23 protein-coding genes are annotated in these 24,673 nt (G+C 68.6%); 16 read left to right on the forward strand and 7 right to left on the reverse strand.

The window, feature by feature from the left end; genetic code table 11:
• Positions 1-4 precede the first annotated feature (4 nt).
• Complete coding sequence (locus IT779_RS16360) at positions 5-1,729, reverse strand: DUF3556 domain-containing protein (protein WP_196150178.1); 1,725 nt, start codon at positions 1,727-1,729, stop codon at positions 5-7.
• 139 nt (positions 1,730-1,868) lie between these two features.
• Between IT779_RS16360 and IT779_RS16365 the strand changes: the two genes are divergently transcribed.
• Positions 1,869-3,374 (forward strand): flavin-containing monooxygenase, encoded by a 1,506-nt coding sequence (locus IT779_RS16365; RefSeq protein WP_196150179.1) that lies wholly within the window; start codon positions 1,869-1,871, stop codon positions 3,372-3,374.
• Positions 3,375-3,436: 62 nt separating this feature from the next.
• Positions 3,437-4,051 carry a TetR/AcrR family transcriptional regulator gene (locus IT779_RS16370; protein WP_196150180.1) on the forward strand — a complete coding sequence of 205 codons (615 nt, stop codon included), beginning with the start codon at positions 3,437-3,439 and terminating at the stop codon, positions 4,049-4,051.
• A 146-nt stretch (positions 4,052-4,197) separates the two neighbouring features.
• On the opposite strand, the gene IT779_RS16375 is transcribed toward IT779_RS16370, so the two are convergent.
• The 4 genes from IT779_RS16375 to IT779_RS16390 all read right to left on the reverse strand — a co-directional run bounded on the left by IT779_RS16375 (position 4,198) and on the right by IT779_RS16390 (position 10,623).
• Entirely contained in the window at positions 4,198-4,917 is a 720-nt protein-coding gene (locus IT779_RS16375; protein ID WP_196150181.1) for an ABC transporter ATP-binding protein, read from the reverse strand.
• Positions 4,914-7,886 (reverse strand): branched-chain amino acid ABC transporter permease/ATP-binding protein, encoded by a 2,973-nt coding sequence (locus IT779_RS16380; RefSeq protein WP_232541809.1) that lies wholly within the window; start codon positions 7,884-7,886, stop codon positions 4,914-4,916. Before IT779_RS16380 ends, IT779_RS16375 begins: the two co-directional genes overlap by 4 nt.
• Before the next feature lie 21 nt (positions 7,887-7,907).
• The gene (locus IT779_RS16385) at positions 7,908-9,155 is read right to left on the reverse strand and encodes an ABC transporter substrate-binding protein (protein ID WP_196150182.1); all 1,248 of its coding nucleotides are present in this window, start codon (positions 9,153-9,155) and stop codon (positions 7,908-7,910) included.
• A 451-nt stretch (positions 9,156-9,606) separates the two neighbouring features.
• Complete coding sequence (locus IT779_RS16390) at positions 9,607-10,623, reverse strand: NAD-dependent epimerase/dehydratase family protein (RefSeq protein WP_196150183.1); 1,017 nt, start codon at positions 10,621-10,623, stop codon at positions 9,607-9,609.
• 240 nt (positions 10,624-10,863) lie between these two features.
• On the opposite strand from IT779_RS16390, the gene IT779_RS16395 reads away from it, so the two are divergent.
• The 4 genes from IT779_RS16395 to IT779_RS16410 all read left to right on the forward strand — a co-directional run bounded on the left by IT779_RS16395 (position 10,864) and on the right by IT779_RS16410 (position 14,135).
• The gene (locus IT779_RS16395) at positions 10,864-11,274 is read left to right on the forward strand and encodes a carboxymuconolactone decarboxylase family protein (RefSeq protein WP_232541810.1); all 411 of its coding nucleotides are present in this window, start codon (positions 10,864-10,866) and stop codon (positions 11,272-11,274) included.
• Between the two features lie 34 nt (positions 11,275-11,308).
• The gene (locus IT779_RS16400) at positions 11,309-12,517 is read left to right on the forward strand and encodes a thiolase family protein (protein WP_196150184.1); all 1,209 of its coding nucleotides are present in this window, start codon (positions 11,309-11,311) and stop codon (positions 12,515-12,517) included.
• 2 nt (positions 12,518-12,519) lie between these two features.
• Positions 12,520-12,933: a Zn-ribbon domain-containing OB-fold protein gene (locus tag IT779_RS16405; protein ID WP_196150185.1), complete on the forward strand. Its 414-nt coding sequence runs from the start codon at positions 12,520-12,522 to the stop codon at positions 12,931-12,933.
• Between the two features lie 65 nt (positions 12,934-12,998).
• Positions 12,999-14,135 carry an epoxide hydrolase family protein gene (locus IT779_RS16410; RefSeq protein WP_196150186.1) on the forward strand — a complete coding sequence of 379 codons (1,137 nt, stop codon included), beginning with the start codon at positions 12,999-13,001 and terminating at the stop codon, positions 14,133-14,135.
• 156 nt (positions 14,136-14,291) lie between these two features.
• Here the strand turns inward: IT779_RS16410 and IT779_RS16415 are convergent, their stop codons facing one another.
• Entirely contained in the window at positions 14,292-14,747 is a 456-nt protein-coding gene (locus tag IT779_RS16415) for a peroxiredoxin (protein WP_269781604.1), read from the reverse strand.
• A gap of 117 nt (positions 14,748-14,864) precedes the next feature.
• Between IT779_RS16415 and IT779_RS16420 the strand changes: the two genes are divergently transcribed.
• Together IT779_RS16420 and IT779_RS16425 are read left to right on the forward strand one after the other, a co-directional pair.
• On the forward strand, positions 14,865-15,470 hold the full coding sequence (locus IT779_RS16420; protein WP_196150187.1) for a TetR/AcrR family transcriptional regulator: 606 nt from the start codon (positions 14,865-14,867) through the stop codon (positions 15,468-15,470).
• 143 nt (positions 15,471-15,613) lie between these two features.
• Positions 15,614-16,426, forward strand: coding sequence for an SAM-dependent methyltransferase (locus IT779_RS16425; protein WP_332838832.1), 813 nt, complete (start codon positions 15,614-15,616; stop codon positions 16,424-16,426).
• A gap of 17 nt (positions 16,427-16,443) precedes the next feature.
• Here IT779_RS16425 and IT779_RS16430 read toward each other — a convergent pair whose 3' ends face one another.
• Positions 16,444-17,508 (reverse strand): MerR family transcriptional regulator, encoded by a 1,065-nt coding sequence (locus tag IT779_RS16430; protein ID WP_196150188.1) that lies wholly within the window; start codon positions 17,506-17,508, stop codon positions 16,444-16,446.
• Positions 17,509-17,597: 89 nt separating this feature from the next.
• On the opposite strand from IT779_RS16430, the gene IT779_RS16435 reads away from it, so the two are divergent.
• From IT779_RS16435 to IT779_RS16470, 8 genes are all read left to right on the forward strand, one after another.
• Positions 17,598-18,206: a TetR family transcriptional regulator gene (locus IT779_RS16435; protein WP_408637763.1), complete on the forward strand. Its 609-nt coding sequence runs from the start codon at positions 17,598-17,600 to the stop codon at positions 18,204-18,206.
• Between the two features lie 103 nt (positions 18,207-18,309).
• A complete protein-coding gene (locus tag IT779_RS16440; RefSeq protein WP_196150189.1) occupies positions 18,310-19,071 on the forward strand; it encodes an SDR family NAD(P)-dependent oxidoreductase in 762 nt (253 codons plus the stop codon).
• Positions 19,072-19,141: 70 nt separating this feature from the next.
• Positions 19,142-19,819: a HEAT repeat domain-containing protein gene (locus tag IT779_RS16445; protein ID WP_196150190.1), complete on the forward strand. Its 678-nt coding sequence runs from the start codon at positions 19,142-19,144 to the stop codon at positions 19,817-19,819.
• Positions 19,813-20,850 carry a HEAT repeat domain-containing protein gene (locus tag IT779_RS16450; RefSeq protein ID WP_196150191.1) on the forward strand — a complete coding sequence of 346 codons (1,038 nt, stop codon included), beginning with the start codon at positions 19,813-19,815 and terminating at the stop codon, positions 20,848-20,850. The genes IT779_RS16445 and IT779_RS16450 overlap by 7 nt, the downstream gene beginning before the upstream one ends.
• Positions 20,851-21,043: 193 nt before the next feature.
• Positions 21,044-22,321, forward strand: a complete 1,278-nt coding sequence (locus IT779_RS16455; RefSeq protein ID WP_196150192.1) for a cytochrome P450 — start codon at positions 21,044-21,046, stop codon at positions 22,319-22,321.
• 257 nt (positions 22,322-22,578) lie between these two features.
• Entirely contained in the window at positions 22,579-23,322 is a 744-nt protein-coding gene (locus IT779_RS16460) for a hypothetical protein (protein ID WP_196150193.1), read from the forward strand.
• Entirely contained in the window at positions 23,319-24,092 is a 774-nt protein-coding gene (locus tag IT779_RS16465; protein WP_196150194.1) for a hypothetical protein, read from the forward strand. Before IT779_RS16460 ends, IT779_RS16465 begins: the two co-directional genes overlap by 4 nt.
• The gene (locus tag IT779_RS16470) at positions 24,089-24,670 is read left to right on the forward strand and encodes a cytochrome c oxidase subunit 3 (RefSeq protein ID WP_332838833.1); all 582 of its coding nucleotides are present in this window, start codon (positions 24,089-24,091) and stop codon (positions 24,668-24,670) included. Before IT779_RS16465 ends, IT779_RS16470 begins: the two co-directional genes overlap by 4 nt.
• Positions 24,671-24,673: the final 3 nt, after the last annotated feature.

Raw genomic sequence — 24,673 nt, forward strand, 5'->3', positions numbered from 1 at the left:
GCGCTCAGTCGCCGACGTGCACCGGCAGCATGTCGTCCCACGGCTGCCGGGTCACCATGTCGGCGACCTCGACGTATCCGTGTTCGAACTCGCCGGTGGCGGCGTCGACGAGACGATACCGCTGACGCCCGCGATGGATCGGTTGCGCGTCGAGCACGACGACGCGCACCTCTCCCGGTTCGAAACCGCAACGCTGCTGCAGCGCGGCGACCAGCTGTTCGTCGCTCATGTGACCGTCGCCGAAATTCCATCCGAGGGCGGTGCTCACGATGCGTTCGCCGTCGGTGAGCGTGTACTGGTCCTCGTCGTGTCCGGCCATGGCGCGGTGCGCGAGGGTGAACAGCGCGCGGCCGTGGGTGTTGAAGGCGCGGAACGCGTATCCCATGAACATCGGGATCTGCGCGGCTTCCTTACTTCCGTAGAACCGTTCCAACTGCGCGGCGGGCATGCTCGCGATGGCGACGATCCCGTTCGCGATCTTCTCGTTCGCCGACTCCGTCAGGCACCACAGCGAGGTGTCCCAGTTCCCGGCGTAGTAGCGCATACCAGGCAGGAACGACACCTTGCGCGGAAACAGGTTGCCTGCCACCACGACTCCCGCCGACACCGCGAACAACAGGATCGGCAGCGGCGTGTCGAGATCGGTCGGCCCGACCCGCGGGTGGCCGAGGAACAGCGACACCACCGCGAAGATCATGAACACGTTCCATTCCAGCGGCACGCCCATCGGGATCGAGGACAGGATCGCGAAGTGGAAGCAGATCATCGCCGCGGCCGCGATCGCCGTCGGCAGGCCGCCGTGGGTGCAGAGCAGGACCAACGGCACCAGCCCCTCGACGGCGGTGGACAGGTGCGCGATCACCCGTGATCGCCTGCCGGGGCGCAGATCGTCGGGGAAGCGCTCGAAGAATTTCCGTTTCACCGACCGCGATCGCAGGACCGGGTTGTTGCTCATCATGGTCGAGATGACGAACGGGAAGTGCTTGGTGAGTTTGGAGGTCGCCGCGCCCATCCAGATCACCACGCACACCAGTTTCGCGGCGATGATCATGTCCACGCCGTATCCGGCGAACAGGAACGCGACGGTGAGCGCGCCGTAGACTTCGCCGCGCGCGGCCAGGAACACGACCTTGTCGCGCAGGCCGAGCACCGCGAGCAGGCCGAGCACACCCCAGATCTGCCAGGTCGGCAGGACGCCCGCCGCGGTGCCGAGCGCGGGCATCGGCCCGGTGCCGTCGGAGCAGATCGCGACGGCGAGCACGATCAGCAGCGCGGCGTAGAGCAGCGCGTCGACCGGTGTGCGCGCGGTGCCCGCGGTGAGCGGAACGCGGTTCGGCCACGGTGGCAGTCGGATGGTGCCGGGGCGCAGCCAGTACAGGATCGAGCCCATGGGCGGGAGGAAGCGATTGTTGAGCGGGCCGAATCCGCAGCCGAGGCCGATCACCTCGAACAGCATCGTGTACAGCACGATCTTCTCGAAGACGATGGGCTCGTCGTACCATCCCGCGATATCGGTGAATCCGCCGATATCGGCGGTGGTCGCGGCGACCAGCCAGGCGCCGAGGACATAGAGCCCGATCTTCACGACGTAGAACAGGTGCAGCGCGACGGGCGCGCCGAACCCGACCTCGGCCCAGTGCCGCGCCATCGGCTCGATCTTCTCGGCCCTGGTGCCCTTGTTCCATTCCTCGAAGTCGATGGCGGGCACGTCCTGCTTCCAGAATCCCATCGACTCTCCATTGCCTCTCGATGAGCCCCCGACGGGCCGAGCATCCCACAGTGACCCACGCCACTGCGACGAACTTCTCGAGGTTGACAGATGAGACATGTAGTGTCAATCATGTCCATACCGAGGGAACGGGGCAGGCATGGACGCCGACAACGCGCACCGCGACATACGCATCGCCGTCATCGGCGCCGGATTCGGGGGCTTGTGCGCCGCCATGAAACTGGACGAGCGCGGATACCGGAACCTGACCGTCTACGACCGCGCTCCCGATGTCGGCGGCACCTGGCAGGCCAACACCTATCCCGGCGCGGCCTGCGACGCGCCGTCGCACCTCTACAGCTACTCCTTCGACCAGGACGTCGACTGGTCGTACCGGTTCGCGCACGGACCGGAGATCCAGCGATACCTCGGACGCTGCGCGGACCGCGCGGGCCTGCGACACCGCATTCGCACCGATACCGAAGTGACGCGGGCGGATTGGGACGGCGGCGAGTGGGCGCTCACCCTCGGCGACGGCAGCGTGGAACGCGCCGACGTGCTGATCCCGGCGCTCGGACACCTGTGCGTGCCGGTCTATCCCCCGCTGCCGGGGCGGGCGGACTTCGCGGGCGATGTCTTCCACACCGCCCGGTGGAATCACGACGTCGACCTGCGCGGCAAGTCGGTGGCGGTGATCGGCACCGGGTCGAGCGCGATCCAGACGATACCCGCCATCGCCGACACCGTCGGCAAGCTGACCGTATTCCAGCGCACCGCACCGTATGTCATGTACAAACTCGATGCCCCTTACACCGAGCGCACGCACCGGTTCTACCGGCGGTTCGGGTTCGCGAGAAAGTTCGCGCGAGGTGCGATCTGGGGATACTTCGAATTCTTCAACTACGCGTTCTGGCGATTCCCCGGCGCCATGGCGCTGTTGCGGCGGGTGCACGGCAGGCAGTTGCGGAAACGGGTTTCCGATCCGGCGCTGCGGGCGGCGCTGACCCCCGACTACGCCATCGGCTGCAAACGAATACTGCTGTCCAGCGACTATTACGCGACGCTGAACCGTCCCGACGTGGATCTGGTCACCGAGCCGATCACCGCGATCACTCCGAAGGGTGTCGCCACCGCGACCGGGACACACGAAGTGGACGTCATCGTCTTCGCGACGGGCTTCGAGACCAGCGAGTTCCTGAGCAGTATCGAAATCGGCGGGCGCGACGGAAAGACCCTGCGCGAGCAGTGGTCCGAGCGCGCGGCCGCCTACCTCGGGCTCGCGGTGCCGAACTTTCCGAATATGTTCCTGATCTGGGGACCGAACACCAATCTCGGTGCTGGCTCGATCGTTTCGATGATCGAGACGCAGGCCGAGCACATCGTGCGCGCCGTCGAGCGGATCGCCGAAAGCCCGGGAACCACCGTCGAGGTCACCACCGAGGCATACGACGCCTTCCTCGGCGAGATCCGCGCCAGGGAGCCGAAAACCATCTGGGCGGGGTGCGACAACTGGTACCGCGACGAGCACGGCAACGACATCCACAACTGGCCGGGTTCCATGCGCGACTACCGCAACCGGACGCGCCGTGCGCTCACCCCGCACTACCGGGTGACGGCGCCCACCGCGACCGAGTCGCATTCGGCGTCGGGCTCGGACGTGGGCTAGTTTCGGTTGACGCCGGTCCGCGACAGCCGACCGCGCCGCGGACATGTCGAGGGAGGCGAAGGGTGGTGCAGCGACCGATCCGTACCCGCGCGGTACCGTGGCACGGCACCCGCGCCCCCGAACATCCGCGCTCGGAGATCATCGACGCCGCCTCCCGCTGCCTGGTTCGACTCGGCCTCGAGCGGACGTCCATCGCGGCGATCTCCCGTGAGGCGGGCGTCTCGCGCCAGACCGTCTACAACCATTTCGCGAGCCGGGAGGAGATCGTCGACGCGGCGATCGAACGCGCGGCCACCGAGGCGAGCACGCGTATCCTCGCCCGAGCGCGCGGCAACGAGACCGCCGCCGGATTCGTGGTCGACCTGTGTATGGGAGCCGTCGAGGAGTTCCGGCGCAATCCGGCCATCTCCCCCATGCTTTCGGTGCTCGGCGATCCCGGCACCCGCAGCCGGGTGCTCACCCCGCCGGTGATCGCGCAGGCGCGGGAATTCCTGCGGCCGCTCATCGACTACCTGCCCGAACGCGCGCCCTACCTGGACGAGATGACCGAGACCTACCTGCGTTTCGAGCTGTCGCTGCTGACCCTCGACAGCGACATCACCCGCTCCCCCGAAGCGCTGCGCGGGTACCTGCACCGCGTGCTGGTACCCGCGCTCGGCCTGCCGACCGACCGATGAGCCCAGCACCACCTACCGGAGCCCGCACTCGGCCTGCCGACTCGACGAGCGCGGGCGGACGACGGCACCCCGGCGGGCGTCGTGCGGGAACCCGCACCGCGTGCTGGTACCCGCGCTCGGGCTTCGGGTCGACCGATGAGCGCGGATCAGGCGGCGCCTTCCTCGGAATGTCCACCCAGATAGGCGTTCTCGATCCGGCTCGGGTCGGCGCGCAGTTCCTCGGCGGGGCTGCTGAGGGCGATGCGTCCGTGTACGAGGACCATCGCGCGGTCCGCGGCCGACAGGGCCAGTTCGATGTGTTGCTCCACCAGCAGCACGGCGATCTCCTCCTGGACCGCGACCTGCTTGATGGTCGGCAGGATGGCGCGGGCGACGGCGGGGGCCAAACCCATCGAGAGTTCGTCGATGAGCAGTGCCCGAGGTCGGGTGACCAGGGCGCGTCCGATGGCGAGCATCTGCTGTTCGCCGCCGGAGAGTTGCCCGGCCTTCACGGTCAGGCGGGTGCGTAGCGCGGGGAAGTAATCGAGTATCCGCGCGATGTCGGCCTTGCGGCGGGCGACCAGGGTGAGGTTCTGTTCGGTGGTGAGCCCGCAGAACAGGGCGCGGTCGTCGGGGACGAGCACGAGTCCGCGTTTGGCGGCGCGGCGGGCGCGGGCGGCGGGCAGCGGGTCGCCGCCGAGGTGGACCTGTCCCGTTCGGTGCGGCAGCAGGCCCGCGAGCGCGGTGAGCAGGGTGGTCTTGCCCGCGCCGTTGGGTCCGAGCAGCGCCACCACCTCCCCCGCCGCGATATCGATGTCGACATCACGGACACAGGGGCGGCCGGGAGTGTGGCCCGCGGACACGCCGCGGCAGGTCAGGGTGCTCACGAGATCGCCTCCGTGGTCGGTCGTCCCAGATATGCCTCGATGACGCGCGGGTCGGCGCGGACCTCGACGGGGGTGCCCTCGGCCACGACCTTGCCGAGGTCCAGGACGACGACGCGGTCGCAGATGTTCCACACCAGTTCCATGTCGTGGTCGACCAGCACCAGCGCGGTGCCCGCGTCTCGCACCGCACGCAATTGCGTACCGAGCCAACGGCTTTCCTCGGTGTCGAGGCCGGCCGCGGGTTCGTCGAGCAGCGCGACCATCGGCACGCCCGCCAGCACCCGCGCCACGCCGACCAGCTGCCGCTGTCCCTGCGACAGGGTCTGCACGGGCCGGTCCGCGACCGCCGTCAGGTCGAGCAGGTCGAACACTCCCGACAGCACGGTGTCCTCGTCGCGGTCGCCCGCCGCGGCGAGACCGACCGCGACGTTCTCGCGCACGGTGAGGTCGTCGTAGAGCTCGATGCCCTGGAACGAGCGCCCGAGACCGCTACGGCTGCGGCGGTCCGGGGGGAGATGGCCGAGCCTGGCGCCGTCCAACGCGACCGAGCCGGTGGCCGTGGCGAATCCGGACAGCGCGTCGATCAGGGTGGTCTTGCCCGCGCCGTTCGGACCGATCAGGCCGAGGATCTCGCCGGGACGCACCGACAGTGACACCTCGTCCACAGCGACGACGCCGCCGTAGCGCACGCTCACCCGGTCCGCGGTCAGCACGTGCTCGGTGGCGGGAGTCCGCGCGTGCGCGACATGCGGCGAGACCACCGCGTGGCCCGCTACATGGGGCGAACCCGCCGCTGGGCCCGCGACATCGGGCGACACCGCAGCCGCGCCCGACACGCCGACGCCATGAGGCGATGCGGCCTCGCCCGCGACATCGGGCGAACCTACCGCCGCACCGGGCGACACTGCCACCGCACCCGCGACACCGTGCGAACCCGCCACCGCACCAGCGGCACCAGACGACACCACAGCCGCGCCCGCGGCACCCGCGACATCGGGCGATGCCGCCGCGCGCGCGGGCCGCTTCGGTCCGGTCCACTCGCGCACCGGGATACGCGCGGCGAGGTCGTGGAAGCGGCCCGCGAGGCCGTCGGGGTACCAGATCAGTGTCGCGATGAGCAGCAACCCGCTGATCGAGGCGTAGTAGGCGCCCATGTCGAAGGTGTCGTTCAGGACGGTGAACACGAATCCACCCGCGCCGAGCAGCCCGGCCAGGACCGCGCCGGTCACCGAGGTGATGCCCGCGACGTAGACCACGGCGAACAGGCCGAGGCCCGCGAACACCGAATAGGTCGGCGCGGACGCCAAGGTCTGCTGGTAGCCGAGCAGGGCGCCGCCGAGTCCGGCGACGAAGGCCCCGATCCCGAACGCCACCAACTTGGTTCGCTGCACGTTCACGCCTGCCGCCGCAGCGGCCCGCTCGTTGGCGCGCACCGCGAGCATCGCCGCGCCGAGCCTGCCGCGCCGCAGTAATGCGACGCCCACCGCCACCGCGACCAGCACCACCAGGCAGACCAGCGCGAAGGCGACACGCGGATAGGTCTGTCCAACACCGATTCCCAGATCCACGCCGAACAACGTCGGCGACTCGATCGGCGACCCGGTGAGTCCGCCGTTGTACTTGCTGTTCTGGAACCAGAACGCGTCCAAGAACACCGCGAGAGTGAGGGTGGCGACCATCAGCGGCAGACTGCGCGTGCGCAACGCGGGCAGACCGAACACCACACCGATCACCGCCGTCACCGCCGCCGCCGCGAACGGGGCGAGCGGGAACGGCAACCCCAGATCGGCGCCGAATCTGCTGAGCAGGAACGCCGACACCCCGGCCAAGGTCAACTGCGCCAACGACACCTGTCCCGCGAAGCCGGTGACCACCACCTGCGACAACGCGATCACCGCGAGAATGAAACTGACGATCAGCGCCGCGCGCACATTCCCGGAGGTCACCAGGATCGCGACCACCCCGACCACACCCCACGCCAAGGCCGCGACACCGATCATGCGCGGACGCGGCGAACGGCCCAGCGACCGATACACCACCGCGCCGCGGGTGGGCAGCGTGGTGCCGCGCAACAGCAGCACCCCGAGCACCAACACCAGCGGAATCAGTTCGCTCATCCCGGTTTTCGGGAACCAGTCGACACTCACCTGCAGATTGGTGACCTCACCCTGCAACGCGCCGACCGCCAACCCGGCCAGCACGGTGACCGTCAGCGAGCTGAAGTTGCCGGCGAAGGCCACCGCGAGCGCGGGCACGATGAACAACGTGTAGGCCAGCGGCACCAACGGCACGATGGGCGCGATCAGGATGCCGCTCACGCCCGCGACCATGGTCGCGATCGCCCAGTTGCCCAGCGCGATCCGGTCCGGCGACAATCCGCTCAACACCGCGCCGCGCTCGGTCTCGGCCGCCGCGCGGGTCGCCAACCCGAAACGAGTGAAGCGATAGACCGCGCCGAGCGCCAGCGCGATCGCCACGATCACCCCGGCCAGGATGAGCCGGTCGACCGGGATGTTCGCATCGCCGAGGGAGACGGTGCCGCTCGCGAATATCGGCTTGAGCGACACCGGCTTCGTCCCGACCCGCTGCGCGAGCACATCCTGCACGACCAGCATCACACCGAGCGAGGCAACGGCTTTGGCCACCGCCGAGGCGTGCCGCAGCGGACGGAACACCACCGCGTACAGCAGCGCGCCGAATACCGCGGCGATCACCAGCGAGATCGCCATGGCGGGCCCGACACCGAGCGGCCCGCCAAGCGACACCGTCTTCGGCAGTCCGGGAATCGGTACCAGCAGTTCACCTTTGCGCAGGTAGGCGAAGGTGTAGGCGATGTAGAGCGCGATCGCGCCGGTGCCGAAGTTCACGACTCCCGAGGAACGGAAGGTCATCACGAGGGCGATGCCGAGTGCCGCGTAGACCGCGCCGTTACCGAGGCCGAGGGCCAGAAATGCGATGTGGTCGTCCATATGCCGTTTTCTCGATCGTCGCTACTGGATGACCTGCGGATCGGTCGACTTGCCCTCACGCACCGTGGTGACGATGGCTCCGCGTCCGCACACCGAGGTCAGCACGAAGACCTGCTTCCCGTCGCAGGTGTAGGTGAGGCCCATGCTGAGCGGCACCGGAACATCGCGCGCCGATTTCACCGCCTCGAGCACCGACGCGGCCGTGTACTCGCCCTGCACGTTCTGGATGGCCCGCACCAGGCCCAGCAGCGGCTGGTAGCCGGAGAAGGCGAATCCGTAGATGTCGGTCTGCGGCGCGTACTTGGCCATCACGGTGCGGAACAGCACGGTGTCGGGATGCTCGGAGACCATCTCGGCCGAGGAGAACACGTGGGTGCCCTCCACCGCGGCGGGACCGGTCGCCTCCGCGACATCCTGGCCGACGCAGGTCGAGACCGAGAGCTTGTCCACCTTCGCGTTCAGGGTCTCGAGCGCGCGCAGCACCGAGGTGCACAGTCCGCCCTCACCGACCATGAACACCGCGTCCGGGTTCTGCGCCAGCGCGGCGCTGACCTGCGGGGTCATATCGGGCGTTCCCACCGGGATACCGACCAGGTCGAGCGCGACGCCCGCGCCCCGGAACGACGGGTCGGCGAGCATCTTGATGGCCGACACCACCGATCCCGCGTCGTTGACCAGCATCACCACCCGCTTGTAGCCCTTCGTACCCGAGTATTTGGCCGCGGCGGCGAAGGTGGCGGGCAGCCCGCCGGACAGCACGAACGAGTTCGGCGAGGTCATCTCGGCGCCGCTTGGGCCGACCGTGGTCACGTACGGGACGCCGGCGCCGGACACCACCGGCACGATCGCGTCGCCTTGGCTGTTCGCGGGCGCGACGACCGCGACCACGCCCGCGGCCACGAGCTGGTTGCCGCATTCGCGCGCGCTGGCCGGCTCTTCCTTCTGCTTACAGACGACCAGATCGATGGGTCTGCCCGCGATGCCGCCGAGGTTCTCGTTCACGTACTTCGTCGCGGCTTCGGCGGCCACGCGCGCGTCGGGTAACTGGCCGAGCGCGCCGCCCTCGGAACTCACGAATCCGATCTTGATCGGAGTGCCGGAGGCGGGCTTGGACGGCAATTCGGTGGTGGTCCCGTATTGAATGCTCGACGTCTCGCCGTCATCGGATCCGGCGCAGCCGCTCACGGCCAAGGCGGCCGCGAGTACGGGCAGGAATAGGCGCAGGCCGACTCCGGAAAGCGCTGTTCGCGCACTGCGATGAGTAGTCACGAGATATTCCTCGCATTCGATATATACATACGTTCAGACAGGTGTCTGGACGTTAGCACGGTCACAAGTGCGGAGCAATAGAGATGATTGACAACCTGCGCAATCTGCCCGGATCAGCCCATACGCGGCGAGCACGATGCTACCGATTGATAGCTAATAGACATCGAGCGAGAATAGCTTTTGGTTTTCCGAGTCCACATTAGACAAATGGATGTACGAGTGTATGTTGTCGTTCCCGAGCCTGCCCGTACTTTCGCGAACGCCGAATATCGGCACGCCATTTACCGAACAAGCGACGAGAACCGCTACCGGTCGACGGAAAGGTCCGTGCCGAAAGGCCGAACGCGCACCGAATTCACGAGGAAGACGAAAGCGCGCCGTCATCAGGTCGGCCACCGCGGCGCACGCCCACGTTTCCAGGCGCCGCGGATCCACTCCGATCGCGCTGCCGCTACGTATCGCCCGCAGGGCTTTCCGCGCGCCGACGGCGGGAGGTGAAGAATATCGCCGCCTCGGTGATCGCGTCCTCGATCGGGCGCGGCGTCCAGCCGAGTTCGCGGACCGCCTTGGCGTTGTCCAGCGGTGTCATGATGTGCATCAGGCGCATCGTGGTCCGGGTGACGCGGACGTCCTTGCGGGTCAGGCGGGCGACGAGTTCGCCGATCGCGCCCGCCACCGGCAGCGCCGCGCGCGGAACGCCGTACCGCGGGGGCGGCGCTCCGGTGACCGATGCGGCGAAATCGAGCAGTTCACGAGTCCGACGGAAACCGGCGGAGACGATGTAGCGCTGCCCGACCTCGCCGCGCTCGCCCGCGAGGATCAGCGCCTCGGCGGCGTCGCGGATGCCGACCACCTCGGCGCCGACGCCACCGATGTAGAAGGGCATCTTGCCGCGCGCGGCCGCCGCCACGAATCCGCCGTGCGGCGTCGGCAGGAAGTCGCCCGAACCGTAGGTGTTGGCGACGCACATCGCCACCGCGGGCAGCCCGCGCTCGCGCGCGTACTCCAGCACCAGGTCCTCGGCCGCCACCCGCGAGCGCACGTACGCGCCGCCGCGGCGCAGCCAGTTGTGCGCGCCGGATTCCTCGTCGACCAGGTCCGCGCCGATCGGCAGCGTCGCGATCGAACTGGTGAACACGAAACGCCGGAGTCCGGCCGCCACCGCCACGTCGAGCACCGTGCGCAGGCCGGTGACGTTCGTGCGGAACAGCGGGGCCGGGTCGCGCAGCCACGGGCGGGCGTCGACCACGCAGTAGTACACGGTGTCGATATCGCGCATCGCCGCGCGCAACGAGTCCGGGTCATCGATGTCGCCGACCACGATCTCGGCGTCGAGGTCGGCGAGCGCGCGGCGCGAACTCGTCGCGCGGACCAGCGCGCGCACGGGTTCGCCGCGCGCGGCCAGCGTGCGGGTGACGTGCGAGCCGAGGAACCCGCTCGCGCCGATCACCAGGTTGCGCGCACTCATCGATCACTGCCTCCGGATCGCCGTCGAAACCGTCACCGCAAAAATAGACACATGTCCGGCCAGGCGTCAATGCGCGCGGCCGTCTCGCGACATGTCATCGACCGCCGGATTCATGCTGGTAGATGCTCGCTTTCGCGCGTGATCGCAGTGCGAATCCGATGTTTGGACATTTGTCTAGACATGTGACCATAGAGAGGTAGGCTGCGGAGAAGATCACCTACGACTTCGAGGAGTTGGACAATGTCGTCGCCCGAATCGAATCCCTCGGATCAGCCGACCGAACTGCCGGCCGATCAGCGCGAGCGCGGACTGGCGATGATGGACCGGGTCTACGGTCCCGGCTACCACGAACTCGTGCCGCCGGAAGAACACTCGTTCCCGTCCGCCGAAGAGACCGTGCGGCACCTGTTCGGCGACATCTGGAGCCGCCCCGGACTCGGCATGCGCGAACGGCGGCTGATCACCATCGGCGCCACCGCCATGCTCGGCCGCGCCGACCTGCTCGAGACCCAGGCCCGCGGCGCGCTGCTCGCGGGCGACCTCACCGCCGAGGAACTGCGCGAGATCGTCCTGCACCTGCATTTCTACGTCGGGTGGCCCAACGCGACCAGCATTATGGCCGCAGTGGAGAAGGTCATCCGCGGCAGCTGACGACAACCATTCTCGAGATAAGGAATCGCCGAATATGGGACTGCGAGGCGAAGCGGCCGTCGCCGGTTATGTGGAATGGGCGCCGGAGCGGGCGAACAAGGCGGGCCCTTCGCTGTTCACCCTCGAACAGTGGGCCGAACTCGCGGCGGCGGCGCTGGCCGACGCCGGACTGTCGCCCGAATCGGTGAACGGCATCGTCACCGCGCACATCGGCGAATCGGAGATCTTCGTCCCGTCCACCGTCGCCGAATATCTGGGCATCGACGCGAATTTCGCGGAATTGGTCGATCTCGGCGGCGCGGGCGCGGCGGGCATGGTGTGGCGCGCGGCCGCCGCGATCGAACTCGGCCTCTGCGACGCGGTGCTGTGCGTGGTGCCCGCCCGCTACCACACCCCGCGATCGGAGCGGAAGCCCGCGCCGCTGACCGACGCGATGTTCTTCGGCGCGTCCAGTAATCGATACGGTTCTCCGCAAGCCGAATTCGAGATCCCCTACGGCAATATCGGCCAGAACGGCCCCTACGGTCAGGTAGCGCAGCGCTACGCCGCCGTGTACGGCTACGACGAACACGCCATGGCCAAGATCGTCGTCGACCAGCGCGTCAACGCCAACCACACCGAGGGCGCCATCTGGAAGGACACGCCGCTCAGCGTCGAGGACGTCCTCGCCAGTCCCGTGATCGCCGACCCGCTGCACATGCTGGAGATCGTCATGCCGTGCGTCGGCGGCGCCGCCGTCGTGGTCACGAACGCCGACCTGGCCCGACGCGGGCGCAATCGCCCGGTGTGGATCAAGGGATTCGGCGAACACGTGCCGTTCAAGACGCCGACCTACGCCGCCGACCTGCTGTCGACGCCGATCCGCAAGGCCGCCGACACCGCCTTCGGCATGACCGGGCTGACCCGCGCCGACATGGACATGGTCTCGATCTACGACTGCTACACCATCACCGTCCTGCTCAGCCTCGAGGACGCCGGATTCTGCGAGAAGGGCAAAGGCATGGCGTTCGTCGCCGACCACGACCTGACCTTCCGCGGCGACTTCCCGCTCAACACCGCGGGCGGCCAACTCGGTTTCGGCCAAGCCGGACTCGCGGGCGGCATGCACCACGTCTGCGACGCCGCACGCCAGATCATGGGCCGGGCGGGCGCCGCGCAGGTGCCGGACTGCCACCGCGCCTTCGTCTCCGGCAACGGCGGCATCCTCTCCGAACAAACCGCTCTCGTCCTCGAAGGAGACTGACCGTGACCGCCTTCGAACGGCCGATGCCGGTCAAGACCCCAACCAGCGCGCCGTTCTGGGATGCGTTGGCCGAACACCGGATTCGCATCCAGTACTCGCCGTCCACCGACGCGTGGGTCTTCTACCCGCGCATCCGCGCGCCACGCACCCTCGCCGACGATCTGGAATGGCGCGAGATCTCCGGGCGCGGCGCCCTCTACTCCTTCACCGTCGCCCGCCGCCCCGTCGGCCCGCACTTCGCCGACGCGGTCCCGCAACTGCTCGCCATCGTCGAATGGGACGAAGGACCCCGATTCTCCACCGAGATAGTCGAGGCCGAACCGGAGGAACTCGCGATCGGCATGCGGGTGCGCCCGGTCTTCCACGACTACCCCGACCACGACGTCACCCTGCTGCGTTACCGCCCCGACCGCTGAGACGAGTTCCCAGACGGCGCCGGTTCAGGACAGAACCTGTCCTGAACCGCTCCTACCGTGACCCCATGACCACTTTCGCCCCGTTCCGCATCGACATCCCCGACGCCGACCTCGAGGACCTGCACCGGCGACTTGCCGCCACCCGCTGGCCCGAGGAGCTGCCGGAAGTCGGCTGGACCTACGGCATCCCCACCGGATACGTGCGGGAGTTGGCCGAGTACTGGCGTCGCGGCTTCGACTGGCGGGCGCGCGAGGCGGCGTGGAATCGACGCCCGCAGTTCGTCACCGAGATCGACGGGCAGCGCCTGCATTTCCTGCACGTGCGTTCGGCGCACTCCGACGCGTTGCCGCTGGTCCTCGTGCACGGCTGGCCCTTCGCGGATTTCACCTCCGTGATCGACGCGCTCACCGATCCGCTCGCCCACGGCGGCGCCGCCGAAGATGCCTTCCACCTGGTGATTCCGACGCTGCCCGGCTTCGGCTTCTCCGGTCCGACGCGGACGCCCGGCGCGGCGGCGACCGAGCGGAGCGCGGAACTCGTGGCCACGCTCATGGCGGAACTGGGGTACGAGCGGTACGGGGCGCAAGGCGGCGACGCGGGCTCGTTCATCGCACCGCGATTGGGGCGCATCGATACCGCCCACGTGGTCGGCATCCACCTCAACGATCCGATCACCATCCCCGCGTGGGACGACGACGGATCCGGGTACAGCGTCGCCGATCAGGAGCAACTGGCGGCGTTGCGGGACTGGAGCAGCAACGAGACCTCGGGGTACGCGGGCATGCACTCGACCCGCCCGCAAACCCTCGCCCCCGCCGTCACCGATTCGCCCGCGGGCATGCTGGCCTGGGTGCTCGACGTGGTGAACACCTACGTCGACCCCGCCGCGGCCACACCGTGCGCGGCGATCGACCGCGACATGCTGCTCGCCAATATTTCCGTGCTGTGGTTCACCGCCACCGCGGGTTCCTCCATGCGCCTGTACAAGGAGTCCGAGCAGTGGGGCGCGCCGCTGCCCGACTCCGGCGTGCCGACCGGGGTCGCGATCTTCCCCGGCGGCAACACCGTTCGCGGCATCGCGCTGAAGCAGAACACCGTGGTGCGCTGGTCGAAATTCGATCGCGGCGGGCATTTCGCGGCGATGGAGGCGCCCGACCTACTGGTCGCGGATCTGCGCGAATTAATCCGCGCGCTGCGCTGATTCGCGTCGAGGCCGATCCGCGTCGGAGTCGATACCCGACGCGGTTCGATACGCGATGGGCATGCTCGCGACTCGGCGGTCATCTGATCCGCGACTCCCATCGCACGTCGCGAAGGCCGCGGAGCTCGCCGAATCGAGCTCCGCCGCTCGACCGCGTCAGGCCGGAGTTGGCAGCGCCTCGAGTGCCTGGTCCGCGTGGATGTTCATATTGAGTTCGCTGTGCACCGCGGCGAGAATGCGCTGGTCGGTGCCGATGACGAAGGTGGCGCGCTTGGCGGGCAGGCCGGGCAGGCGGCGCTTGAGACCGAAGGAGCGGGCGACGCCGCTGTCGGTGTCGGCGAGCAGCGGGTAGCCGAGGCGGTGGGTGTCGTCGAACTTCTTCTGCTTGGCGACGTCGTCGGCGCTGAGGCCGAGGATGGTCGCGCCGCGCGCGGCGAACTCGGCCACGATGTCGCGGAAGTGGCATGCCTCCCTGGTGCATCCGGGGCTCAGCGCCGCCGGGTAGAAGAACAGCACGACGGGGCCCTTGGTCAGCAGCGCGCTGAGGCTCACGGGTTCGCCGTGCTGGTCGAGTAGTTCGAAGTCGGGTGCGGGATCGCCCACTTGCAGCATGTGTGTCCTCCTGGATGATTCGATCGCCGGTGATGTTTCCGCGGGTGGCACGACTACCAGGCAGCCGGCGGTATAATTAATGCACCATCATGGTGCATTAATTACGTGAGGTTGGCAATGGGTTCAGCGACACATCTGCGGGGACGCCGCCGCGACCCGTCGATCGACGCGCGCGTACTCCAGGCCGCCGTCGAGGAACTGGCCGAACGCGGCATCGCGGGCTTCGCCACCAACAGCGTCGCCACCCGCGCGGGCGTCGACAAGCGCGGTATCTACGCGCGCTGGCCCGATCGCGACCGCCTGGTCCTCGACGCCCTCGGCAGTCTCACCGCGGGCCTCACCGTCCCCGCGACCGGCGAACTGCGCTCGGACCTGCTGGCCATCGTCCCCGCGGTCGCGGCCGTGTTCACCAGCCCCCGGATCGACATCCTGCAGCGGTGCGTGCAGGAGGCGCAGGAGTACCCGGCGATCTACGCCGCGTTCCGCCGCGACTCCATCGATCGATGCATGGCGGTGGTGGAGGACGTGTTCCGGTCCGCGGCGGGGCGCGGCGAGATCGACGGCGAACTCGATCCGGTGCTCGCAGGCGAGGCGTTCATCGGAATCCTGCTGACCCGAGCCAATTTCATCGGCCAGGCGGCGATCTCGGAACCGGGTCAACAGCGCGCGATCGTCGAATTCGTGGTCAGGGCGGTCGGATCCAGCAAGACCGAGCGGTCCTGATCTCGCGGACGCGCCATCGCGCTGCGACACAGGCCGATTCGCCGCAAAGGATACCGGCTAGTACGGTCCAGTTGGGCGACACGCCGAGATACGGTATATCTCCGACGAAAGACCGCAACGCCCATCGAGAAGGAGACCGCGCCGTGTCCGACGGCCCCATCGACCTGCGTTCCGACGTCGCGCATCCGGCCAGGATGTACGACTACTTCCTCGACGGAAAGGACTACTACGAGGCCGATCGGCTGGCCGCCGAACAAGCGCTACAGAATTTTCCCTCGGTGCGCCTCACCGCGCGCACCAACCGCGAATTCATGCGGCACGCCACGAAATTCCTCAGCGAACAGGGCGTCCGCCAATACCTCGACATCGGAACCGGAATCCCCACCGCGCCGAATCTGCACCAGGTCGCCCAGCAGCACGCGCCCGATTCCAGGGTCGTGTACGTCGACAACGACCCGATCGTGCTCGCGCACGCCCGCGCGCTGCTGACCAGCACGCCCGAAGGCCGCACCACCTACATCCAGGCCGATGCCGCCAATCCCGAGGACATCCTCGCCGCACCGGAACTGGCCGCGACCCTTGACCTCTCGCAACCGGTGGCCGTGTCGTTGATGGCACTGCTGCACTTCGTCCCCGGTGACGTCTACGAGATCGTCGACACCCTCATGGCGCCGCTGGCGCCGGGGTCCTACCTGGCGATGTCGCATGTCACCACGGAATTCGACGAGGGCGACACCGACCCGGAGGGTATGGCGCGGCTGCTGCAGGTCTACCGCGACCGCGGCATCCCCGTGCAGCCGCGCACCCGCGCCGAGGTCGAGCGGTTCTTCATCGGACTCGAACTCGTCGAGCCCGGCGTCGAAGTGATCCACCGCTGGCGCAGGCAGGGCGTCGAGCACCCGCGCAGCTACGACAAGCGGGTCTCCCTCTACGGCGCCGTCGGCCGCAAACCCTGACGATCACCGGGCCCGCTTCAGGCGATGTCGACCACCAGAGCGGTCGCGTTGTCCTCGGTCCCGGCGCGCACCGCGTGCCGCACCAGCGCCTCGGCCGCCGCGCGCGGCGTCGATTCGGAGCGCAGGGTCGCGGTGAGGTCGGCGGCCGAGAGCGGTTCGAAGGCGCCGTCGGTGCAGAGCAGCATTCTGTCGCCGGGGCGGCACAGCACGCCCGCGTAGTCGACCTCGACCGAAGGGCCGACGCCGAAGGCGCGGGTCAGCACCCGGCGGTGCGGATGCGTCGCGGCGAGGTCCGCGCGCAGCGCGCCGGTCTCCACCAGCTCCGCGGTGACCGTGTGGTCACGCGTGAGCCGCACCACCAGTCCGTCGCGCATCCGGTAGAGGCGGGAGTCGCCCGCGTGCACGAATACCGGTCCTCGGTCGCTGGTGATCGCGAACGCGGTGAGCGTCGTGCCGGTCTGCTCCGCCCCGGTGCGCTGCCAGACCATTCGGTTGGCTTCGCGGCACGCCGAGATGAGCCCGTCGAGGGTGGCATCGGCGGCGAAGGCGGCGGCCAGCGTCTCGGTGGCGGTCCTGGCCGCGAGCGCGCCCTCGCTGAGCCCGCCGAGCCCGTCGGCGACCGCGAAAAGGCCGTCGCCGACCAGCGCGATGTCCTCGTTGTCGGCGCGCCCGCCGGCGTCGGTGGCGGCGCCCGCCGAAAGATGCTCTGCCATGGGGGTTTTCCTTTCCGTCGTGGCCGAGGAACCGGGCGCCTCGGCCTGTTCTCGCAGCAGTTCGCGCGCCAGCGCGAGCGCCTCGCGATGTGTCACGGCCGACTGCCGTATCCGCTCATCCCATTCCGCGAACCGTCGCGGGTCCGGCGCGTCGAGGAATCCGGCGATCTCCTCCACCCCGATGCCCGCGCGGCGCAGCGCGGCGACCACGCGGGCGCGGTGCACCTGTGCGGGCGAGTAGTAGCGGTAGCCGGACCAGGCGTCGACGGCGATCGGGACCAGCAGCCCGGCCGCGGCGTAGGAGCGCAGCATCTTCGGCGACAGACCGCAGCTCACGGAGAATTCGCCGATGGTCAACAGATCGTCCATGCGCCAACGATGCGCCTTGTCCGCGGGACAGAGTCAACCGTCGAAGGCGACACCACCTTAGTTGACGGGCGTCAAATATAATTCGAGCCGTGAGTGAGATCCGAGAGAAGCCACGGGGACGTGCGGCCCAACGCCTGGAGACTCGCCAACGCGTATTCGACGCCGCGGTCGCCGAATTCAGGCGGACCGGCATGGCCGACGCCGACATCGGCGCGATCGTGAAGGCCGCGGGCGTGGCGCGCGGCACCTTCTACTTCCATTTCCCGACCAAGGAGCACGTCCTGCTCGAGGTCGAGGACCAGGAGGAGGTCAGGATCGCCCGCGCGCTGACCCGCTTCCTTTCCACTCCGCACAGCCTGCCCGCCGCGCTGGCCGAGACCATCCGGCTGGTGGCCGCCCTCGAACAGCGACTCGGCACCCTGCTGTTCAAAGATCTACTGGCCGTGCACTTCTCGCCGACCAGACCGCTCACCGAGGAATGGCGCGAGCACTCGGTCATCATTCTGGTGGCGGGCATCATCGAACGCGCGCACGCCGACGGCGAAGCGCAGATCGAGGTCGACCCGTTCCACAGCGCGGTCTTCTTCCTGCTCGGCCTCTACGGCCTGTTGAGCACGACCACCGCCGCCGAGCACCTGCGCCGCCAGGTGCTCGACAGCTACCTCACCACGGTGCTGCGCAGCCTCGAGCCCCGCTGATCCGCGACGCCGTAGGCACTGGGCCGACGGCGCTCTCCTTGCTACAGTCGCCCTGGATTGACGAGCGTCAATTTTCGTTGATACGCGTAGAAAGTAGGACGAAATGGTCGAACGTGTCGCAGTGGTCATCGGAGGCGCGTCCGGTATCGGCGCGGCGACGGCGCGCGCACTGGCCGCCGAAGGCTATCGGGTCACGGTCGCCGATCTCGACGGCGAAGGCGCCGCGCGGATCGCGGCCGAGTTCGGCGGCGTCGGCACGTCGGTCGACGTCACCGACGAAGGCCAGGTCGAGGCGCTGTTCACCGAGGTCACCGAGCGGGACGGCGCCCCGCACGCGGTGGTCAACACCGTCGGCATGAGCACGGTCTCGCCGGTGGTCGACCACGATGTCGCGCAGTGGCGCCAGGTCATCGACATCAACCTGGTCGGCGCGTTCATCGTGCTCAAACACGCCGGACGCCGGGTCGTCGACGGCGGCGCGCTGGTCTCGCTCACCTCGCTCAACGCCCGACAGGCCGGTGCGTGGCTGTCGGCGTACTGCTCGGCCAAGGCCGGACTGTCGATGCTCACCCAGGTGACCGCCCTCGAACTCGCCGCGCGCAAGGTCAGGGTGAACGCCATCGCGCCGGGTCTGGTGATCACGCCGCTCACCGAGGGCATCCAGACCATCCCCGGCATCGCCGAGGACTACATCGCGAACACCCCCCTCGGCCGCTCCGGCGAACCCGAGGAGATCGCCGCGGCGGCGGTGTTCCTGTGCTCGGACAAGGCCGCCTGGATCACCGGCGAGATCCTCGACATCAACGGCGGCGCGCACCTGCTGCGCTACCCAACGCTGGACAAGCACCTGAGCGCCCTGATGTGAGCACGCCGTGACGCGCCGCTTGACCTTCACACGGTGACAAGGTCTTCACTGGGTGCAGGAGGTGATCGTCATGGACTCGACACACACGAACACACAGCACACCCGACTGCTCGACGCGCTCGGCGCACCGAACTCGTCGACCCGATTGCGCGCCGCGCTGGCGGCGGGCACGAACCCGGATCCCGACCTCGCCGACGCACTGGTGGCGCGGTGCGCGGTCGAACCGGACTTCTTCGTGCGCGACATGCTCACCTGGGCGCTGACCCGGCTCCCGACCGAGGTGACGCTGCCGCGACTGCGGGCCGAACTCCGCGGCGAACGCCCGCAGGCCCGCGGTCAGGCCCTGCACACGCTGTCCAAGATCGCGGACGCCGACACCTGGCCCGCCATCACCCGGTCGCTGCTGCACGACCCCGACGACGAGGTCGCGCGCAGCGCCTGGCGTGCGGCGGTCGTGCTGGTCCCGGCGACGCGGCGGCGCGAACTCGCCGAGGACCTGGCCGCTCAGCTCGGCCGCGGCGACCGGGAGACCCGGCGCAGCCTGAGCCGCGCCATGCTCGCCCTCGCCGACGTGGCCGAGCAGGCGCTGCGGACCGGACTCGACAGCCGCGACCCGGCCATCCGCGCGCACGCCGCGGCGACCCGGCGCCTGCTGCACGACCCCGACGCCGATTTCGACGGCGCGGTGCTCGAGGCGAAGCGGATCGACGCGCTCGGGCCGCAGCGAACGGAGTCGAGCGCGTGCTGATCGGCGAGGTGGCGCGGCGATCCGGGGTGAGCACCCGGATGCTGCGCCACTACGACACCCTCGGTCTGGTCAGCCCGACCGGCCGCACCGTCGGCGGCTACCGCGAATACGCCGCGGGTGACATCCGCCGGATCTTCCACGTGGAGAGCCTGCGGTCCCTCGGCCTGTCGCTGCGCCAGATCGCCCGCGCGCTCGAGGATCCGGGATTCGCGCCGTCCGCCCTGGTCGGCGACCTGATCCGGCGGACCGAGGAGCGGATCGAGCGGGAGCGCGAACTGCTCGAGCGACTGCGCACCGTCGACGCCTCGGCGCCGTCGGACTGGTCCGGCGTCCTGCGCATCGTCGAACTCCTGCACGGACTCGGTTCGCCGCACGCGGCGCGGCGCCAGCAGGCCGCGCTGTCGCCCGCCGAGGACATGCCGGTCCGCACCGACCTGCTGGCGGGCGCGGTGCTCGCCGAATCCGATCCCTTCGTCGCGGGGGCGTTGCGCTGGGCGCTCGCGCGGGCGGGCGGCGATGGCGTCGCCGGGCTGGCTCCCGGATTGCGTGCCGCCGATGTCCAGACCCGCAGGCGCGCGGTGACGGCGCTCGCCGAGATCCCCGAGCAGGAGGCGACCGACCTGCTCACCGCCGCGCTCGACGATCCCGATCCGACCGTGCGCGGTCCGGCCGCACTTGCGACGGGCGCTCGCGGTGTCGGCGCGGCCGTTCCGATGCTGCTCGCCATGGTGGTCGAGGGCGCCAACGACATCGAGGCCGCCGAAGTGCTCGGCGCGCTGGCCTCGGATCGGGACCGCGCCGAGATGATCATGAGCGCGCTGGTCGATGAGCTGACCTCGCCCACCGCCGTCGCAGCGGCACGGATTCGGCTCACTCAGGCCCTGCTCGAGATGCCGGGCCCCGAGGCCATCGACGTGCTGCGCCGTTTGACGCGCGACGACGACCGCGATGTCGCGCGGATCGCCGCCGCCTTCGTCGACATGCTCGAAAAACGTTCCGACACGGATTCTTCGATCGGGCGAGAAAGGTGAGCACGGCCGCGGCGGCCACCTGATCCCGGTCGGTCGCCGCACGCCGACGCGCTCGCCGCGATTCCGGCGCGCCGAATCGGAGAGTGATCTACAGTATGTCTTACTGTTACATCTTCGAGCAGTCGCGCCGCCCGAGTGCACGACGCTGCGGCGCTCGCGCACCCGTCCGCGTCACCCATCCCGGAGTAGGTCCATGACCATCAGCCACCCGCCCACATCCGCTCGCCCGTATCACCGACTCGACATCTCGTCGCAGGAATTCTGGGGGCAGGATTTCCTGACACGGGAGCACAGTTTCGCGCAACTGCGGGCCGAACCGGGACTGACCTGGCACGACCCGGCGCCCTCGATGTTCCCGCACGAGGAAGCCGGATACTGGGCCGTCACGCGGCACGCGGACATCCGCCATATCAGCCGCAACAGCGAGCTGTTCTGTTCGAGCCAAGGCATCAGCATGGCTCCGCTGGCCGCAGAATTCCAGCGGGTGACGACCTTCTTCCTCACCATGGACCCGCCCGAGCACACCCGCTACCGCAAACTCATCAGCATGGCGTTCACGCCGCGCCAGATCCGGCTCATCGAATCCCAGATCCGCGACACGGCGGCGCAGGTGGTCGACGAGGTGATCGCCGAACTCGAGGCGAACGGCGAGGCCGATTTCGCGGCGAGCGTGTCGAAGAAGCTTCCGATGCGCACGATCTCGCGGATGATCGGACTCGATCCCGCCGATTACGAGGCCGTCGCCGACGCCGCCGAAGCCGTGTTCGGCACCAGCGACGGGGAGTACGCGAGCATCGAGGAGCAGGCGACCCACCTGATGACCCAGCTCGGCGTCCTGCAGAACGCGGGCATCGATCTCGCCCGCCGCCGCCGCGAGGAGCCCGCCGACGACCTCATGACCAATATGGTGAACGCCGAGGTGGACGGGCACGGACTCACCGACGCCGACATCGGCGCGTTCATGGTGCTGCTCGCCGCCGCGGGCAACGACACCACCAAGCAGACCATCTCCCACGTGTTCAAAGCGCTGGCCGAGCATCCGGAACAGGCAGCGTGGCTGGCCGAGGACTTCGACGGGCGCATCGGCGCCGCGATCGACGAGTTCGTCCGCTGGGCCACCCCCGTCATGACCTTCGCGCGCCACGCCACCGCCGACACCGAGGTGGCGGGCACGCCCATCAAGGCGGGCGAGAAGCTCGTGCTGTTCTACTGTTCGGGCAATCGCGACGACGCCGCGTTCGAACGGCCACACGAATTCGACATCACCCGAGGGCCCACCGAGCACGTCGCCTTCGGCGGCGGCGGCACGCACTTCTGCCTGGGGGCGCAGCTGGCGCGGATGGAGTTGCGGCACATGTTCCATCAGCTGTCGACCCGGCTGCCCGCGGTCGACGTCGGCCGTCCGGAGTATGTGAACAGCAACATCATCCACGGCATGAAGCGCATGCCGATTCGACTGAGGTCAGCGTAGGGCGCAGGCGTTCGTCGCAGCCACACCCACTGACCTCTGTCACCGACTGGCATAGCGAATTCCGCTAACAACCCATTCCACTGCCGGCCAGACGTGATTGACTCAAGTCAATCACGTCTGCGATGCTTCGTACCTGGAACAGCGCCGTTCGACGGGCAGCGCCGTTCGACGGGCAGCGCCGTTCGACGGGCAGCGCCGTTCGACGGGCAGCGCCGTCGGACAGGGCAGCGCCGTCGGACAGGGAAGTGGGATGAGGCATGCAAGTCGACACCGAACAAGCCGAGCGCACCGACGACACGAATCTGCGTGCGCAGCAAACGATCCTGTGGTCGACCCCGGTGGTCGCCGCCGCGCTGCTCGCGCTGTTCGTCGCCTTCCCCGGCTTCTTCCCGCCGATGTCGCCGAACGCGACCGCCGCGGAGGTCGCGCGGTTCTACGGGGAGAACACCGCGATGATCCGCTTCAGCATGGTCGGATTCAACCTGTGCGGCGTGCTGATCGTGCCGTTCTTCGTGTTGATCGTGGGGCAGATGATGCGCATGCGCGGCCAGAGCCACATCTTCGCGTTCTCCTACCTCACCTCCGTGGTCGCCGGGGTCACGCTGTTCGCGCTGTCGAACATCTTCTTCGGCGTCGCGGCCTTCCGTACCGACCGCGACCCCGAAATCCTGCGCGCCCTCAACGATCTCGCGTGGATCACCTTCATCGCGCCCATCGGCATGCTGGTCGCGCAATTCGTCCTGCTCGCGCTCGCGGTGCTCTTCGACGATCCCGAGCGGCCGGTGTTCCCGCGCTGGGTGGCGCCCTACTCGATCCTGACGGCGCTGGCCATGGCGCCGTCGGCGGGGGCGGCGGTGTTCCGGGACGGTCCGCTGGCCTGGGACGGATTCGTGTCGTTCTGGCTGCGCAATATCGCCTTCGCGTTGTTCGTCGCGGTCATGTTCGTACAGGTCCGCGCGGCGCTGCGGCGTCAGGCCGACGAAGCGGGCGCGGTTTCATGACCGCCGTCGCCACCGCCGAATCCGCCGCGTCCGACGATTCCGCACCGAAAAGCCGTGCGGGACTCGACGTCTGGATCGCCTACTTCGCCTTCGCGGGCTTCTACGCCTTACTGTCGATCGGCGTGGTCTTCTTCGGCAGGGCCACGCCGCCGCCGCGCCCCGATGTCACCGACGTGCAGGTAGCGCAGTGGTTCCAGGACCATCGCTTCGGCATCCAAGCGGGATTCGCGGTGCTGCTCGTGCTCGCGGGCGGCGCGGCCGTATCCAACGGCATCATCGGCTATTTCATGAAACGGATGTCCTCGGGATCGCTGCTCGCCTACGCCTACATCGCGGCCATGGGCGTCGGCGCGATACCGGGATTCACACTGCTGCTGGTCTGTTGGCTCACCGCGACCTTACGGCCCGACCGCGACCCGTCCATCCAATATCTGTTCTACGACCTCGGCATGTTGTCCTACAACGGATCTCTCGGCTGCTTCACCGCCGCGTACCTGGTGCTGGCGATCGCGATCCTCTACGACCGCCGTCGCGTCTTCCCGAAGTGGTTTGCCTACGTGTCGGTGTGGCAGATCCTCACCGAGGTCGTGGCCACCCAGATGTGGAATTTCCACTCGGGGGCGTTCGCGTGGAACGGGATGATCACCTTCTACATCGCCGTGGTCATCTTCGGGCTGTGGGTCGCGTGCCTGCTCCCGATCCTGCGCGCCGCCGCCAAGGCCGAGAACGACCGGACCGCGCCCCTCTATCGCACGGAGGCGAGCCGGTGACCGTCTCGGAGCGCGACCGCCCCACCCGAAGGACACCGCACCTGCCCGGCGATGCCGACATGTGGGTCATGATCCTGGGCGACCTGTTCTTCTTCGGCTGCTACTTCGTCACCTACATGGTCTTCCGCGCCAGATCACCCGAGCGGTTCTCCGCCGCGCAGCAACACCTGCACATCGGCATCGGCGTCACCAACACCGTTGTCCTGCTGACGAGTTCGATGTTCGTCGCACTCGCGGTGATCGCCGTCCGCGAGTCCGAGATCCGCCGGGCACGGCGGCTGATCCTGGCCGGGGCCGCCTGCGGCGTGCTGTTCACCGCGCTCAAAGCCTACGAATGGCACCGCGAGATCAGCGCCGGATTCACCGTCTCCGACGAATTCTTCGGCTTCTACTACGTGCTCACCGGCGTGCACCTCGCCCACGTCCTACTCGGCCTGCTCATCCTCGGCATCGCACTGCGCGACCTGCGCGACACCCGTCGACAGCGCATCGGCCTGATGGAACAGGCCGCCTCGTTCTGGCACATGGTCGACCTGCTGTGGGTCGTCATCTTCGCCATCGTCTACCTGATGAGGTGACAA

Origin of the sequence: Nocardia bovistercoris (assembly GCF_015674855.1) — a bacterium.
In the GTDB taxonomy this organism is placed as follows: domain Bacteria; phylum Actinomycetota; class Actinomycetes; order Mycobacteriales; family Mycobacteriaceae; genus Nocardia; species Nocardia bovistercoris.

Excerpts from the sequence above, each read along its gene's own strand:
- IT779_RS16365 (WP_196150179.1), top strand. The coding sequence starts at position 1,869 with ATGGACGCCGACAACGCGCACCGCGACATACGCATCGCCGTCATCGGC.
- IT779_RS16415 (WP_269781604.1), bottom strand. The coding sequence starts at position 14,747 with ATGCTGCAAGTGGGCGATCCCGCACCCGACTTCGAACTACTCGACCAG.
- IT779_RS16410 (WP_196150186.1), top strand. The coding sequence starts at position 12,999 with ATGACCACTTTCGCCCCGTTCCGCATCGACATCCCCGACGCCGACCTC.
- IT779_RS16395 (WP_232541810.1), top strand. The coding sequence starts at position 10,864 with ATGTCGTCGCCCGAATCGAATCCCTCGGATCAGCCGACCGAACTGCCG.
- IT779_RS16420 (WP_196150187.1), top strand. The coding sequence starts at position 14,865 with ATGGGTTCAGCGACACATCTGCGGGGACGCCGCCGCGACCCGTCGATC.
- IT779_RS16400 (WP_196150184.1), top strand. The coding sequence starts at position 11,309 with ATGGGACTGCGAGGCGAAGCGGCCGTCGCCGGTTATGTGGAATGGGCG.
- IT779_RS16460 (WP_196150193.1), top strand. The coding sequence starts at position 22,579 with ATGCAAGTCGACACCGAACAAGCCGAGCGCACCGACGACACGAATCTG.
- IT779_RS16455 (WP_196150192.1), top strand. The coding sequence starts at position 21,044 with ATGACCATCAGCCACCCGCCCACATCCGCTCGCCCGTATCACCGACTC.
- IT779_RS16390 (WP_196150183.1), bottom strand. The coding sequence starts at position 10,623 with ATGAGTGCGCGCAACCTGGTGATCGGCGCGAGCGGGTTCCTCGGCTCG.
- IT779_RS16430 (WP_196150188.1), bottom strand. The coding sequence starts at position 17,508 with ATGGACGATCTGTTGACCATCGGCGAATTCTCCGTGAGCTGCGGTCTG.
- IT779_RS16445 (WP_196150190.1), top strand. The coding sequence starts at position 19,142 with ATGGACTCGACACACACGAACACACAGCACACCCGACTGCTCGACGCG.
- IT779_RS16360 (WP_196150178.1), bottom strand. The coding sequence starts at position 1,729 with ATGGGATTCTGGAAGCAGGACGTGCCCGCCATCGACTTCGAGGAATGG.
- IT779_RS16380 (WP_232541809.1), bottom strand. The coding sequence starts at position 7,886 with ATGGACGACCACATCGCATTTCTGGCCCTCGGCCTCGGTAACGGCGCG.
- IT779_RS16440 (WP_196150189.1), top strand. The coding sequence starts at position 18,310 with ATGGTCGAACGTGTCGCAGTGGTCATCGGAGGCGCGTCCGGTATCGGC.
- IT779_RS16465 (WP_196150194.1), top strand. The coding sequence starts at position 23,319 with ATGACCGCCGTCGCCACCGCCGAATCCGCCGCGTCCGACGATTCCGCA.